This window comes from Thalassolituus sp. (assembly GCF_984348125.1).
In genome coordinates, this window is record NZ_CFHJLR010000004.1 from 221906 (window position 1) to 236647 (window position 14742).

General features: G+C 50.3%; 12 protein-coding genes. 3 read left to right on the forward strand and 9 right to left on the reverse strand.

The genetic code is table 11. The features are described 5' to 3' along the window. Positions 1-19 precede the first annotated feature (19 nt). Together xthA and thiI are read right to left on the reverse strand one after the other, a co-directional pair. Positions 20-832 carry an exodeoxyribonuclease III gene (gene xthA, locus AC5E51_RS04870; protein WP_068435036.1) on the reverse strand — a complete coding sequence of 271 codons (813 nt, stop codon included), beginning with the start codon at positions 830-832 and terminating at the stop codon, positions 20-22. Next, positions 825-2333 carry a tRNA uracil 4-sulfurtransferase ThiI gene (gene thiI / locus AC5E51_RS04875; protein ID WP_491778205.1) on the reverse strand — a complete coding sequence of 503 codons (1509 nt, stop codon included), beginning with the start codon at positions 2331-2333 and terminating at the stop codon, positions 825-827. The genes xthA and thiI overlap by 8 nt, the downstream gene beginning before the upstream one ends. Positions 2334-2572: 239 nt before the next feature. Here thiI and phbB point away from each other — a divergent pair, with 239 nt between their 5' ends. Continuing rightward, complete coding sequence (phbB, locus tag AC5E51_RS04880; RefSeq protein ID WP_491778206.1) at positions 2573-3319, forward strand: acetoacetyl-CoA reductase; 747 nt, start codon at positions 2573-2575, stop codon at positions 3317-3319. A gap of 80 nt (positions 3320-3399) precedes the next feature. On the opposite strand, the gene AC5E51_RS04885 is transcribed toward phbB, so the two are convergent. Both AC5E51_RS04885 and AC5E51_RS04890 read right to left on the reverse strand, forming a co-directional pair. After that, the gene (locus AC5E51_RS04885; protein WP_488045885.1) at positions 3400-4629 is read right to left on the reverse strand and encodes a tyrosine-type recombinase/integrase; all 1230 of its coding nucleotides are present in this window, start codon (positions 4627-4629) and stop codon (positions 3400-3402) included. A 637-nt stretch (positions 4630-5266) separates the two neighbouring features. Then, positions 5267-5482 carry a hypothetical protein gene (locus tag AC5E51_RS04890; RefSeq protein WP_297533568.1) on the reverse strand — a complete coding sequence of 72 codons (216 nt, stop codon included), beginning with the start codon at positions 5480-5482 and terminating at the stop codon, positions 5267-5269. 195 nt (positions 5483-5677) lie between these two features. Between AC5E51_RS04890 and rapA the strand changes: the two genes are divergently transcribed. Further along, the gene (rapA, locus tag AC5E51_RS04895; RefSeq protein ID WP_301376532.1) at positions 5678-8407 is read left to right on the forward strand and encodes an RNA polymerase-associated protein RapA; all 2730 of its coding nucleotides are present in this window, start codon (positions 5678-5680) and stop codon (positions 8405-8407) included. Positions 8408-8505: 98 nt separating this feature from the next. Here rapA and AC5E51_RS04900 read toward each other — a convergent pair whose 3' ends face one another. The 5 genes from AC5E51_RS04900 to cadR all read right to left on the reverse strand — a co-directional run bounded on the left by AC5E51_RS04900 (position 8506) and on the right by cadR (position 13148). Continuing rightward, positions 8506-11568 (reverse strand): Tn3 family transposase, encoded by a 3063-nt coding sequence (locus tag AC5E51_RS04900; RefSeq protein WP_491778207.1) that lies wholly within the window; start codon positions 11566-11568, stop codon positions 8506-8508. A 40-nt stretch (positions 11569-11608) separates the two neighbouring features. Further along, positions 11609-11917: a type II toxin-antitoxin system RelE/ParE family toxin gene (locus AC5E51_RS04905; RefSeq protein WP_068435048.1), complete on the reverse strand. Its 309-nt coding sequence runs from the start codon at positions 11915-11917 to the stop codon at positions 11609-11611. Between the two features lie 15 nt (positions 11918-11932). Continuing rightward, positions 11933-12211: an arylsulfatase regulator gene (locus AC5E51_RS04910; protein ID WP_076515235.1), complete on the reverse strand. Its 279-nt coding sequence runs from the start codon at positions 12209-12211 to the stop codon at positions 11933-11935. 26 nt (positions 12212-12237) lie between these two features. Next, positions 12238-12498 (reverse strand): type II toxin-antitoxin system Phd/YefM family antitoxin, encoded by a 261-nt coding sequence (locus AC5E51_RS04915; protein WP_068435052.1) that lies wholly within the window; start codon positions 12496-12498, stop codon positions 12238-12240. Positions 12499-12743: 245 nt separating this feature from the next. Next, complete coding sequence (cadR, locus tag AC5E51_RS04920) at positions 12744-13148, reverse strand: Cd(II)/Pb(II)-responsive transcriptional regulator (RefSeq protein ID WP_436286955.1); 405 nt, start codon at positions 13146-13148, stop codon at positions 12744-12746. A gap of 65 nt (positions 13149-13213) precedes the next feature. On the opposite strand from cadR, the gene AC5E51_RS04925 reads away from it, so the two are divergent. Continuing rightward, positions 13214-14113 (forward strand): cation efflux transmembrane domain-containing protein, encoded by a 900-nt coding sequence (locus AC5E51_RS04925; protein ID WP_068435057.1) that lies wholly within the window; start codon positions 13214-13216, stop codon positions 14111-14113. Positions 14114-14742 lie beyond the last annotated feature (629 nt).

The window sequence follows — 14742 nt, forward strand, 5'->3', positions numbered from 1 at the left end:
AGTACCTATTCGCAGAAAACTATTCAAATATAGCCCAGATAGGGGCGTGATCCGATGGTTTCTCTGTGCCCCGTATGTCGTAAGACACACCCGCATCTATGCAGCGCTCATAGAGAGACGGTGTTACCAGGATATGATCAATTCTCAGGCCGCGCTTTGGCTCGTCATCGAATCCCTTTGACCGATAGTCAAACCAGCTGAAGGTGCTGTTGTCAGTCGGATGGATCTTGCGATGCGCGTCCCGAACACCCCAGCTAAGCAGTGTCTCGTACCACCCCCGCTCTTCAGGCTGAAAGCTGCACTTACCGGACTTTAGCCAACGCTTACGGTTAGGTTCGCCAATACCGATATCAGTGTCTTCAGGTGAGATATTCATGTCACCCATGATCAGGACGTTATCGCTGGTCGTGAAGTTTTCATTCAGGTAACGCATCAGATCTGCATAGAACTTACGTTTTGCCGGAAACTTTGTTTCGTGATGGATGCTCTCGCCCTGCGGGAAGTAGCCATTAATCACATGCCAGAGCTCGCCGTCGATGCGGTATGCCGCATGTATCAATCGTTTCTGAGCTTCGTCGTCGTCCCATGGCCAACCTTTCTGAACGGACTCCGGAGCATTGAGGCTGAGAAGGGCAACGCCGTAATGACTCTTCTGACCAAAGAATTCAACGTGATAACCGATTTCCTGAACAACATCGATTGGGAACTGCTCGTCGTGTACTTTCGTTTCCTGTAAGCCAATGATGTCGGGCGCTAACTGATCGCGAATGGCTTCGAGCTGATGTGGGCGTGCGCGAACCCCGTTGATGTTAAAACTCACGACCTTAGGCATTGGTAGACTCCTTCTGTTGTGCGTCAGCGAGTGGGCGTCGGATATCGGGCTCGTTGAAAATTCCGAACGCGATCTTGCTGTCGATGTTCAGGTGATGGGCGTGAATGCGACTCATGGTGCCCTTCTGGCAATAGAGCAGGTATCGGTGTGTTTCATCGAACTCTGCGCGCCTTGACTCCAATTCGTAAAAAGGTATTTCAAGTACGCGGTTATTCGTCAGCTCAAGTGGGTTGTCTGCTGATTCGGCCGGGTGGCGGATATCAACAATGACGTCGTTGAGCTTGGGGGTTTCAACGATAGGGACATCTTCCAGGCCACTTTCCGCCTCTGTGATTACCTCATCGATGCGTTGCGTGACAGAGCGGCTGATCGCATCATCGAGTACAGCCATGTCGAAATCCAGTTCTGTTTCTTCGACACGCTTGCGGTCGCCCATCGTCGTCGGGTTGACCGAGATTACACCACAGTATTCCGGCATGTTAGCTGCGAAAGCTTCTGTACCGATACGTCGGGCGGTATTGATAATCTCCTGCTTATCCATGGCCGCCAGTGGGCGCAGTACCATGTGGTCAGTTACCCGGTCGATGACCGCAAGATTGGTGATGGTCTGAGACGCCACCTGAGCTACTGCTTCACCCGTGACGAGGGCAGGGAGGCGAAGGTCATCAGCAACGCGCGAAGCTGCACGGAACATCATTCGTTTCAGTACGACGCCCATCTGACTCGTTTCTATTTTGGTCAGAATCTCGGTCACAACCTCTTCGAAAGGCACTGTCACAAATTTAACCTTGTGGGACTCGCCGTACGTGCTCCAGAGATAGTGAGCGACCTGTTTGACTCCGATTTCGTGAGCGCTGCCGCCCAGGTTGAAGAAGCAGAAGTGAGTTTTTAGCCCGCGTCGGGTCATCAGGTAGCTGGCTACCGTTGAGTCGAAGCCGCCTGAGATCAGAGAAAGAACATCTCCCTGACTACCCAAAGGATACCCACCAAGGCCTTTGATCTGCTGGCGCACCACCTGAACCCGGTCATTGCGTATCTCAGCATTGACCACGACTTCTGGATTCTTAAGTGAGACCGAGGCAGCATCTGTCTCTTTTAATATGCCGCCACCCATGTAGATCTCAGCCTGATGCGACGTAAAATCGTGGTGCCCGGCACGCTTAATGCGTACACAGAAGCTTTTTCCAGCTACTCGTTCGCGGTATTCATCTCTGACTCGTTGATAGGCGTCGTCGAGGGTGGTGAATTCGTATTCGCCAATCTCAAGTGAAAAGCCGATACCCGGAGTATGACTCAGAATATCGATGGCTTTGCGCCTGGATACGTCGTCCTCCTGGTTCATGATGATCAGCAGGCTATCCCACTTATTCTGAACATCCGCAGACAGCATGTGCTGACGAAACAGAACCTGTAGATTCTGGCGAAGAATCTTGGTCATCTGTTTCCTGGCAGATTTGGATTTGATCGTGATTTCAGGGAATAGCTTTACAACAAACTTCATGACAGACCAGGGGTGGGTGCAAAACGCGGCATTATAGCGGAGCGCTGGGCAGAGTCATAATACGTCGGAGCAGGCCATAAGTATTTACACCGCAATGACAGTGACAACATTGCCATATCAACCCGGTGCGACTAGTGACTATTTCAGCCACTGAGGTTCACAAAGGAACAGGGTAACACTAGTTTCATTAGTGAACGATAAATATGTCTCCAGCACTAAGTGAACTGAAGGAGTATGAAATGGCGAAGCGTATTGCACTCGTTACTGGTGGTACAGGTGGCATCGGATCAGCCATCTGCAAGAAGCTTGTGGATGATGGCTATCAGGTGATTGCAGGGTATTACTCGGGCGGCAAACATGAAAAAGCTCAGAAGTGGCAAGAGCAGATGGCGGCAGAGGGGTACGATATACCCGTAGCTTTCGGCAATATAACCGAGTGGGAATCATGTGAGGCTTGCATTGAAGGGATTAAGCGCGACTTCGGAACGATCGACATTCTGGTAAACAACGGCGGGATCACCCGCGATTCCACTTTGCGGAAAATGAATCAGGAGCAGTGGGTTGATGTTATCAATACCGACCTGACTTCTGTTTTCTATATGACGCGCATGGTAGTGAATGACATGCTCGCTAACGGCTATGGGCGAATCATTAACATCAGCTCAGTGAATGGCGAGAAAGGGCAATTCGGTCAGGCCAACTATTCTGCGGCTAAAGCAGGCATGCATGGTTTCACTAAAGCTGTTGCTCAGGAGGTCGCGAGCAAAGGGGTGACCGTTAATACTATCTCCCCTGGGTACATCGCCACGCCAATGATTATGGAAGTGCCTGAAGAAATCCGTGAGGGTATTCGTAAGAATATTCCGGTTGGTCGCTTCGGCAAACCAGAAGATATTGCTCGTGTGGTGAGTTTTCTTGCGCATGAAGATGCCAGCTTCATTACCGGGACGAATGTGTCTGCGAATGGTGGTCAGTACATGCACTGACCGGTCCTGTAAAACACTGAAGGGCGCCGGTCGCCCTTCAAGCTTATTGCCTGGTTAACCCATCTTTGCCGCGCTCACAGCTACAGCTCGGGCTTAAGTTTCTTGTGGCGGGCACTTGCGTGGCGTTCACGCATCTCGGTGTCGATATAGCGATCTGTCGTTGCCATGCTGGCATGACCTGCATCTTCACGTACGTGTTCTTTGGGTCGAAATTTCACATCTTCCGAAATTCCAGTGTGTCGCAACCAGTGAACTGTGGAGACCTTCAGCTCCTGCGCTTCCTCTTTCAACCCTTGTTCTGACATGCGCTCGTAGGCCAGGTCGAAACATTTCTGCACTAGATAACGCACTTGACGGGTACTGGTAACTGGGCCGCGTCCTCTGAGCTTGGGAAGTAATGGTGTCTGCTCGCCAACATAAGGTAATGGAGGTAGGGATAGGTGTGTCCGGTACCTGCGTAGGGCGGACATCATGTCATCCGATACGGTAACCATTCGCGCTTTGTTTCCTTTGCCAACCACTCTCAGCCACCAGTTACCGTCCTGGTCTTGTTGAAAATCACCCATGACAGGTGCGGAGCGCTCGTCAGCGACGAGCTCCGAGATCCTGAGGTACATGCCGAACAGGCATTTCATAACAAAAAGAGTTCTCTCGTGTTCAGCTGGGTTGGTTTCAGCGAGTTGCTCAACCGTTTCTAATATGAAGTCCCACTGTAAATTCGAGAGCCTTCTGACAGGCTCCTGATACGCGTGACGCTGCAAAAACTTACTCTTCTGGCGAATCAGACTGACGGGATTGAGCTTCAGGTAGTCTTCCTGGATCAGGAAGTTGAAGTAGGTAGACAGAACTGCGAAGAGCGACTGAAGTGATTTCTGCGACAGAGCCATCGAGGGGGTGTTACCGAGCTTGTCTGGTTTGCTGACGAACGGGCGCCATTTGGGGTTGATCGTGCGTTCTCCGTTTTTTGAAAGAAACCGTGGTGCCTGAACAGATCCTGTCCAGGTCTTGGGCGGGTTCTGGCAAAAATGAACGTACGCCTCAAGGTCCTGTCGGGTGAGTTCGCCGAGCGATTTCTTCTGAATCGTCCAGCACCATTGAAGTAGGCGCTCTGTTTCGCGCCGATAACTGTTAAAGGTTGCTGTAGATCCGTTATATGCCTGCAAGAAGGTGATGGTATGAACGAGATCATCAAAGGCATCCGATGGGCTGGTTCCGTATGTAAACAGAGTTCTTCGCGCATACGACAAGGGGTTGCTGATCTCGTCGAGCTGGTCGATGAGTGGTGTCGGCGTCTGATACTCAGTCTTCATATTGTCGTCATAAAGTTTGGTGGTGTGAAGGTTCGTGGATTTAACTGTGCTTCAAATTATCGGAAGTAGCAAGGCCTGAATTTCACTGGCAGATCAGGCGCTCTTACGGGGCATTGCGGCGCTGTTTCTTATGTTTGATGTCAGCTCTGCTTTTGAGTTTGGTGGTAGAAAGTGACTTAGAAGAATGAGCTAACTAATTGAAAGATAAAACGTTAAGTCCGTAGTTCATTCGTTTGACGCGCACATGCTCAAAATCAGGGGGCGTTTTTATTTCGGTAAGCACGAGTGGCTGAATGCGTCTTGAGTGGTGGTTGGAATGAAGGATTGAGGGGGAATTTAGTCCAGGCATTGCTAAGACAAATCGATACGGATTCGTGGCCGAACCGTTCGCGAAAGACCGCTCAATTTCTCCTATTTATTATATTCCGATAATAACAATTATCGGAAATAGCATGCTTGTAAGGGACGCGGAAATAACCTTCGCGCGAACTATGTAGTACGCAACGTACTCAATTGAGGGCTTTCCGTAATCCTTACTCCTGCTGAGCACAGAAAATCGTCGGCGTTTTAGTAACGGTTGTATTCGTATTTGATCTCAGCCCGCCCGGAAACCTGTTTGAGTACAGCGCCGAGTGGATCAAGCCTGTGCTTGTTGTTCGTCCTTGGGCAAGGTTGATCGATCCACGCTCCCTTTGAAGTTCGCATCCCCTAAAGAGACCTGTGGCGAGTGTTGTACTGAGTTACTGGCTGCTGCAATTTCAGTCTTCTGGATGGGGGCATGCGATGCTTCAATCTGCAGAGATGAGCGTGTTGGTGCAACTGAATTGCTGAGTATCGATTGGATGGTATCCACATCCGCCTCCTTGTTTCCATATCCTAGTTGGTTCTCAATACTATATCGGCTAAGCGATTAAAAAGTTAAACCCGGATAATCGTGTGTCACTCATTCCTGAGCATGGGAAAATCCGCCCTCATGAGTTACACTCCGCGCCCCAAAGACAGCACCGCTGTCACTCACGATTGTCTCAAAATCAGGTAGCCGATATTTATGTACGCAGTTGGTCAGCGATGGATCAGTGAAGCAGAAACAGATCTGGGATTGGGGCTTATTCAAAGTGTCGATTTCAGAATGGTCACCGTCTACTTCCCTGTCGCGGATGAATCGAGAACATACTCTATTCAGGGTGCGCCCCTCACCCGAATCCGGTTTGCACCGGGAGATGAAGTTCCACTTCAGGATGGTAGCTTGTTTACAGTTGCTGAAGTCACCGAAATAGACGATATTCTCTTTTACGGCAATGGCGACCGGGATATCCCTGAAACCATGCTAGCCGCTGCGATTCAGTTGAATGCGCCTTCCGATCGATTGTTTACCGGGCAGATAGATAATAACAATCTGTTCGAGCTGAGGCAGTCTGCTCTTTCCAGAATCGCGGAGTTACGTAGCCGCCCTTACTACGGTTTGCTGGGCGCGCGCACTAACCTGTTGCCACATCAGCTGCACATTGCAGAGCAGACTACTCAGGATGCGCTGCCTCGCGTTCTGCTTGCCGATGAAGTCGGGCTCGGTAAAACCATCGAAGCAGGTCTGATATTGCATCGTCTGATCCGACTGCATCGCGTGCAGCGGGTCCTTATTCTGGTGCCCGATCACCTTGTGCATCAGTGGCTTGTGGAGATGGTCCGCCGCTTCAACCTTCACTTCAATGTAGCGACTGAGGCCGACTTCATCGAGGGAAATGGTTTTTCCTCGGGGCAGATGTTCATATGCCCACTGTCGCTGGCGACTACTGATATTGGAGCAGCCGAAGCACTTTCCGAAGATTGGGATGTGGTTGTTGTCGACGAAGCTCATCATCTGTCATGGTCTGAGGATCATCAGGACGACGGCTATCGACTGGTGGAGCAGCTTTCACATATCGCCCCATCGGTTCTGCTGCTGACGGCAACTCCTGAACAGCTCGGCATTGAGGGTCATTATGCCCGTCTTCGCCTGCTGGACCCGGATCGTTATCCTTCTCTGGCGGCCTTCCTCGAACAGCAGGATAAGTATCGACCATACGCTGAGCTGGCTTCAGCGCTCGACTCTGGTGATGAACTGACAAGCGAGCAGCGAGCGCTGCTGGATAGCAGTATCGCTGACCATGAGAGAGAATCTGATGAGCGCGCTCTCAACGCACTTATTGATCGCTTCGGTCCGGGACGTGCACTTTACCGAAACACCCGCCACGGCGTTGCCGGATTCCCCTCGCGACTTCCTGATATCGTTCGCTTGCCGTTGCCGACAGATTTTGCCGACAGCCCAGATCAGTTGCATCCGCAGCAAGGCCTTTATGACTGGTGTTCCGTGGATAGTCGCGTTGAATGGTTGCTTAATGTGCTTGCTCAGAATAAGTCAGAGAAGTTCGTTCTGATAACGCATGATTCAGACACAGTACTCGATCTTGAAAAGTTTCTGTGGGAGAAACACGCCGTCCCTTGCTCAGTGTTCCATGAGCATATGGATATGGTTGAGCGCGATCGTGCCGCGGCTTACTTTGCGGATCAGGAACAAGGTGCAAGACTCCTTATATGCTCTGAGATTGGCAGTGAGGGGCGTAACTTCCAGTTCGCATCTCAGTTGATCCTGTTCGATTTGCCATTTAACTGTGATCTGATTGAACAGCGCATTGGTCGCTTAGACCGCATTGGTCAGAAAAAAGACATCAATATTCACATCCCAGTGTTCGAAGGGCACGCCACTGAACGCTGGGCCTCGCTGCTGAATCAGGCATTCGACTGCTTCAGTCACCCTAACCCTACCGCCCAGCCTCTTCTGGAGAAATATGAAGGCCAGGTTAAGGCGGTGGTGCTTGCTGATGAATCGGCCGACTCTCTGGCAGAGACAATTTCTGCAGAACGTAAGGCTCTCGAAGCACAGTACGAACAGGGCCGCGACAGGCTGCTCGAAATTCACTCCTGCCCGCCCGGGCGTGCACGCCAGCAAGCGCAGGCTATGGCAATTCAGCACATTGAAGATGAAGCTGAACTGAACGACTTCATCGAATTGTTCGCCGACGCGTTTGGCTTAGAGGTTGCAGATCTTGGCGGTGAGTGTATTTCTATCACGCCGGGCGATCATATGCTGGTGCCAGACCTGCCGCACTTGCCTGAAGATGGGTTTATGGCGACGACTCAGCGTGACGTCGCCCTGAGCCGGGATGATGTTCAGTTCCTGAGCTGGGAGCATCCATTCGTTGATCAGGCGCTTGAGCTTCTTACAACCAGTCCTGTCGGCAATGCCGCTGTTGGTTATATCGAAAATCACGACTTCACAACCGGTGATTGCTTTATTCAGTTGCAGTTTGCTGCGATCTGTCCCGCTGCTCGCGCTCTGCAGATCGAACGATTCCTGCCACCGGACGCTATGCATCTGACTATGACGCCGACCGGTGACCTGAAGGTTAACGAGCCTGACCTTGGGCAGTTTGTTTTGCCTCTGAAGCGTGGCACGGCCCGTGGCTTAGTAGAACAGAAAGAAGCCCAGGTAAGACCTCTGATCAGCAAGCTGGAGAAAATGGGCATGGGCCAGCTTGGTAAGATGGTAGATCGGGCGTCAGCAAAGGCAGCTGAAGCGTATGAGATCAGAATTGATCGGCTAGAAGCATTGGCAAAAGGAAGCGGTTCAGTGTCACGTTCCGAAGTTGCGTCGATTGAATCAGAGCGTGACGCCGTTCTTGAGGCAATTAAGGGCTCTCAGTTAGTACTCGATAGTGTGCGGCTGGTGTTCTGCGGCTGAGCGGAAACTGTCCGCCTGTCAGCACTTTAGCCCCCTTGAAGGGGTCCTGTGGAAGAACCGACAAATTTGACAAGTTTGCATAAACGACCAATTTATCATCAATTCTGAGGCCCATCGTCACGCCAAAAATGCTGTTTCACATGATCCTCCAATATCCTTGCCATCGCGTCTACATCAATTTTCCCGCTGCTTTTCTTGAAGTTATACCGACCTGTAAATAACGTATGTGTCCAGGCAATCGGTGAAATCCGGATAAATTCATCGATGACCGCTTGAGGCGCGCCGTTGGCCAGCATCCTTTGGTACACGGCATTCAAGATCATGCTGTTGTAGGCCACGATACAGTTGGCGATTAACCTGGCAGCATGGGCACTGACCCGGTTTTCGACGATTCTTTTGCCTTGAAAGATGCCGTTATAAGTCTTCCGGATATTGCTCTGAAGCTGATGGTAGGCCTCTGTGCGATTACGGGCGCTTCGGATTGCTTTCCTGAGCTCCATATCGTCAATCAGATTGAGAACATGGATACTCTTGAAGATGGTATTATATTCAAACAGCGCGGCTTTGAGCCTGGCATAACGGGCATGTGAGTTGAGCTTACGGATGATATTGCTCTGGGTGTTCTCCTGCATGATGAGTGAAAGTAATACCCGCATGACACCTCGACGTTGTGAGCGGATACGATCAACATTGATCACGCCCTTGGGTTTGAGGATTCCGGTGTCATAGTCTAACGGTTCAGCGGTATAGATATCGTCAGCAGCGTCTCGCACATTTTTGATGCTGGGGACATAATCCACGTCGATGGAATCCAGCGTGACTAAATTCAGCTTGTTCAATGAATGGTTATCACCGGTCACCATGTGGATATCAATATCGGTTTTGTTGTTGTAGATCATATCGTACAGCGAATGTCCTTCGTACTCGTTCAGGCCGATATTTTTCGCATTAACTGCCACATAGTTGGCGAGCAGCGTGTAGAGTGAGATACCACGGCCTTTGCCAAGGTGCTTCCTGGAGTAACGGGATTGAATTGTACTGTCTGTGGTCGCAAATTTTTGTCCATCCGCATCCGCTAGTACTTTCTCATCCATCAAATTCCACTGATTAAATATGGGAAGCGAATGAATGTGGTTACTGACAATTTCATTGGCGGCGCATAGCGTATCCACCCGCACGAAATCCTCCCGCATTGCACGTAACTGGCTGATTTCCAGGTCAGACATATCAGCCATTTTCAATGTACCGAACCCAAACGCCTCTGATAACAAGCAGGCGTTGATCGCCAGAGGCAGCGGTTTTTTCCGCTTGGTGTAGCGATCTTTCATGTGGGTAAATGCGCTCCACATTCCAATCCGATCGCCGATGAACATGACAATACTGGCAATGTCCACCTTGGGCAGGTTTTTAAAGAACGCATCATCCAGCTTTTCAACACTGTCATAGAGCAAACTCCAGTGTTGTTGTCCGGTCTTGGTTTCTCGAACACTGAATCCATGATTATTATTCTCACGGATATTGTGAGTCGTTCGCTCCCAGGCGTTGTTCAGCTCCTGAAGCGCCTCCTCAAGTCGCTGATCACAGTAGATGGGTATCTTGGGATAACCAAACTCCGCCGCGATCTTCTCAACATCGTCTACCAGTGCGTCGTCCACCAGATCGGTATCGATATCACAGTAAGAGACACTGTCATTGCAATAGAGACGGCCACGGTCAATCTCATGATAAATTTTCTGGTAAACAAAGAACTCGAACAGGTACGGATCGATGTGCGTGTCATTCGGTTCCCGCTTCAAATATTGATTCATGTTTTTGGGGATGGTAAACCCCAGGTCATCACAAATTTTTAAATCCGATGGACTTTTCCCGCTGGCATAATGCGCTTTCAGTAGATTGATCAATTCGCCGATGTAGCTGTTTTCCTTGTAGTACTCCAGCTTGACTGTTGTAAATATCGGGCGAAGATACAGTGCAAATATGCGAGAAGATTTTCCATAGTACTCCCACAAGGCGGCTTTCTTATCGAAAGATTTGCCTTCCAGAAACTCTGCCATGGCTGAAAACTGCTCTTTGGGCAACATGCTGTAGGCTGCTTCATTCAGTTCATCCTGACTCATGTTGGGGTTTCGATTTGGGAACCACTTCAAAAACTTGGCCAGCTTGGGAAAGTCGGTCACCACCTTGGAGCTGTGCTCCATATGAGCCATTGAGGCGTAGGTCTTGCCGGCGTCCATAATGGCGCGGGTGTGATAGCAAAAACTAACGATCAGATTATCCATAATCTGTTGGTAGCGGTGGTAAACAAAGCACAAAGCATAGAGCCATTTTTGCGGTTTGCTCAGCCGACGTAAGCGGGATGCGGCATACTGTTCGGCAACATCGGCATAGTAGCGAACGGCATTCTTTGACAACCCCAGAGACGGAATAAAACCGTTCGCAAACTCGTACAACTCCTCAATCCGCAGGGCTTTGTCCACTTCCGATTTGACCGCCGTATACTGAAAGTCTTTTTGATCCGCGCGAATGATGTTGAGCGCCGTGATACCATCATCTCGCCGCACCAGCGTCATAAGCTGGCCACTGATTGATGACGGTATGGAAGAGATGGCGTTATTTAACCGCTGTTCCTCGGCGGCAAAGGCGCGGCTGAACATGTCCTGGAACGTTCGATAGGACGGAATGATTAAATTCTGGTGATCGAAAAACGCGAGCAACTGCCGGAAAGCACTGTGCCCTTTGGGGTAATAGCGTAATAACAGACCGATGTGGGATTCTATTTCAGCTCTAAAATGAGGCGACCAGCTTCGGTAGTCGAAAAGTGACAGTATCGCCTGGCGTTGCTTACGCGAATATTCACGAGAGAGGTTTCCGGTGAACTGTGCCGCATCTGCACCGTTGTAATAGGTTGCAACGATATATTCAACATCGGCACTGACCTCATCGAGCGAATAGTTAAAAAACTGCTGCTTGGCCTTGAAATAACCCAATTGCAGGATGAAGTGGATACGGGTCTGGGTATTGCGAAACTGCTCAAGCGCGGCGCGTTCTGTCGGACTTAATGAAAAATACAGGCTTTGTTCATGGGTATTGAATTCTGGGCGAGCATATAACTCTTCGACTTCCGTGCTGGATAACAGCTGAATACGTTCGATATTTTCCATAGCGAGTGCCGATTCAATGCGGCCCGATCGTCAGCCACATTTAAATCACCTCGCGCCCATCCAGGTGATTCACTGGCACCATCCGCTTGTGCAGGACACCAAACACCACCAACTGCTGCGCATGAACCACGTAATAAATGACATGACTGATGTGGGGGAAGCTCAACACGTCCTCCCCTACATCCGGCCTGGGCTTTCCCAGGGACGGGGTTTCAGCCAGCAGGTGAAGGGTTTGTCGGAGTTCGAACAGGTATTTCTTCGACTGCGCTTCTCCCCATCGGTCTAGGGTAAAACGACGAATGTCGATAAGATCGGATTGAGCATCCGGGGTTAAGCGGTAATTTGACATGGCGTATTGGCGGGACTAATGATCCTTGGGAACATCGACAATGCCATCGGCGATCCCCTGTGCCAGCATTTCCATGAGTTTGGCAAAACGATAAAAGCCATCGTATTGCTGACAGATGTAATCCATTTGGATGTGAGAGGTGCTATCCATCACCCGTTTGAACACATCCATGTAGTCGTAGCAGGTTTGCAATAATTGCTCATCCCCGGCTTCGGTAAGAGGAAACCGGAGGGCGTGGTCATGGATGATCTTTACCATCTGAAGTTGTTCTGCATTCAGCTCGACAGCAGACATTTTTCTTCCCCCAGAAATTTTATCGTCTAGTCGTGGTGACCTGATTCCAAATCATTAAAAAATGCTTCACCATCAACGGTGTTACCTGCTTTGATATCAGCTTTGGTCTGAGTGGCCCTCGACTGCAACAATCTCAGCTTGAGCGCTTTAATGCTCTCGTACTCATCCATTGAGATAACCACAGCAACCGGTTTTCCGTTTTTATTGATCTGGATTGGCGCACGTTGCGCTTTTAGCAGCAGGTCACCAAACTGGGTTTTGGCTTCATTGGCAGAAAGTGTGTCCATGGTCTGGTACCTCACCAAATATCGTTCGATTCGTCCATAATATTCGAAATGAGCGATCTACGTCAATGCCTTGCCTCGCCTGTCTACACGGACATAGCCTCGAGCAGTTTCCCTGGAACTGGCCAGAAACTGCGCCATGAGCCCGACCTCAGTGAAAAATCGCCGAACAAGGTGGAATGGGATATCCAGGGTAGACGTGTGACTTCCAATGATCAGAAAACCAATGTTACCGCTTCGGATTCTGACTAGGTGGTCAGATTTTGCAGTATGCCGCACTGCTCCACCGTGCGGTCGCTTGAGCAACTGCGGCGCAACGCTTTGAGTTGCCTACGCAATTGCGTCAGCTCGGCAATGCGGTCTTCCACTTGTTGAATATGGGCGTCCATCATCCGATTCACCTTATCACATTGCGCGCCAGGCGAGCGTTTGAGCGCCAATAGTTGACGGATTTCCTTCAAGCTGAGATCCAGACTGCGGCAGTGTTTAATGAACAGCAACAGGTCGACGGCCGCTTTGTCATACAAGCGAAAATTTCCCTCGGTGCGTTGGGTTGAGGGCAGCAGATTTTCTTTTTCATAATAACGGATCGTCTGTATTGAGCAGCCGGTAACGCTCGCCAATTCTCCTATTTTCATAACCACCAATTTCACTCTTGATTCTATAGTGACTATAGAATTTAAACTGCATAACCAGCAAAAAACAAGAGCGTTTTAATATGACTGAGCAATGCTGTGCTAGCTGTAACAGCGATGCACGAGACAACACACCACAGATTTCCGATGGCACAAGCGTCGTCCAAGGCGGCTATGTTAGCGAGTATCATGTCTCCAGGATGGACTGCCCTTCGGAGGAAGGCGTGATCCGCATGGCATTGGATAGTGTGGAACCCAAAGTAACGCTGGAATTTGATACCCCCAATCGCATAGTGCGTATCTTTCATGGGGATAATGCCGATGTGATTGAGGAACGGATGCACTCTGTTGGTTTGGGCGCTACGCTTGAAATCACATCACCCGTAGACAGTGATGCCATCGCCCAAGCACATGAAGATGCACAACAGGAGGCACAAAAAGAATCGGGTATTCTGAAATGGCTACTCGCCATCAACGGCATCATGTTTGTCATTGAAATCACCATCGGCTGGTGGGCGCAATCCACTGGCTTGATCGCCGATTCCCTGGACATGTTCGCTGATGCCGCCGTTTATGGCGTGGCGCTCTATGCCGTTGGGCGCAGCACTCGGTTGAAACTGCGCTCGGCACATTTTTCTGGCTGGTTGCAACTGATGTTGGCGTTTGGCGCTTTGAGTGAAGTTGTGCGGCGGTTTATGTTTGGCAGCGAGCCAGCGTCCGTCCTGATGATGAGTATGGGCCTGGCTGCTTTGGCGGCCAATGTGTTGTGCCTTGTGCTGATCGCCAAAAGCAGGAATCGTGGAGCGCATATGAAAGCCAGCTGGATATTCTCCGCCAACGACGTGATTGCCAATCTGGGGGTTATCCTGGCTGGTGGCCTGGTCGCCTGGACCGGTTCCCGCTATCCGGATCTGGTGATTGGTCTCATTATTGGCGTCGTTGTCCTAAACGGTGCACGACGTATTTTGCAGCTGAAATCCTGACCGGAAACGGTTTTGGTGAACTTTTCTATAATATGATAGTCTATGGCAGCTAGTGTTTTGAACCTGACAACATAAGGGCTCCACATTTCACATGAACATCCGCCATCATTTAACTTGTCTACTGGCTCTACTGATTGCCCTGCAATCCGTGGCTGCCATGGCGGACGTTCACCAGCTTCATCAATTCGGGACGGAGCACTTGGAATTCGACCATTCGCACCAATCCAGTGCCACTGATACCCAAAACGACAATCTGCTCGCCAAGCAGACACCCGATCAGCCCGGACAGTCTGTATATGACTGCCACCATTGCTGCCATTGTCATGGCCACGGCTCTGTCGTTCTGACCGGAGCCGCTTCACACTTGGCCAATTTATTCTCAGAAAACGGACAAGCCGACTATCAGGCCAACCTCACCTCTGGTATTCCCCCCTCTCTGTTTCGCCCTCCAATCGCCTGATCGCGCCTCAAAAGCACGTCATCAGTCGCTGTAGACTTGGGTTACAGCGAACAATTGGTATTTATTTTAGGGTGAAACATCATGAAACAGATCGCTATTGGGCTCGCGCTGAGCCTCGCGCTTGTCAATTCCGCTCAGGCCGAAAACAGCTTGCCTGAAATTGAAGTCG

Excerpts from the sequence above, each read along its gene's own strand:
- xthA (WP_068435036.1), bottom strand. The coding sequence starts at position 832 with ATGCCTAAGGTCGTGAGTTTTAACATCAACGGGGTTCGCGCACGCCCA.
- thiI (WP_491778205.1), bottom strand. The coding sequence starts at position 2,333 with ATGAAGTTTGTTGTAAAGCTATTCCCTGAAATCACGATCAAATCCAAA.
- phbB (WP_491778206.1), top strand. The coding sequence starts at position 2,573 with ATGGCGAAGCGTATTGCACTCGTTACTGGTGGTACAGGTGGCATCGGA.
- AC5E51_RS04885 (WP_488045885.1), bottom strand. The coding sequence starts at position 4,629 with ATGAAGACTGAGTATCAGACGCCGACACCACTCATCGACCAGCTCGAC.
- rapA (WP_301376532.1), top strand. The coding sequence starts at position 5,678 with ATGTACGCAGTTGGTCAGCGATGGATCAGTGAAGCAGAAACAGATCTG.
- AC5E51_RS04900 (WP_491778207.1), bottom strand. The coding sequence starts at position 11,568 with ATGGAAAATATCGAACGTATTCAGCTGTTATCCAGCACGGAAGTCGAA.
- AC5E51_RS04905 (WP_068435048.1), bottom strand. The coding sequence starts at position 11,917 with ATGTCAAATTACCGCTTAACCCCGGATGCTCAATCCGATCTTATCGAC.
- AC5E51_RS04910 (WP_076515235.1), bottom strand. The coding sequence starts at position 12,211 with ATGTCTGCTGTCGAGCTGAATGCAGAACAACTTCAGATGGTAAAGATC.
- AC5E51_RS04915 (WP_068435052.1), bottom strand. The coding sequence starts at position 12,498 with ATGGACACACTTTCTGCCAATGAAGCCAAAACCCAGTTTGGTGACCTG.
- AC5E51_RS04925 (WP_068435057.1), top strand. The coding sequence starts at position 13,214 with ATGACTGAGCAATGCTGTGCTAGCTGTAACAGCGATGCACGAGACAAC.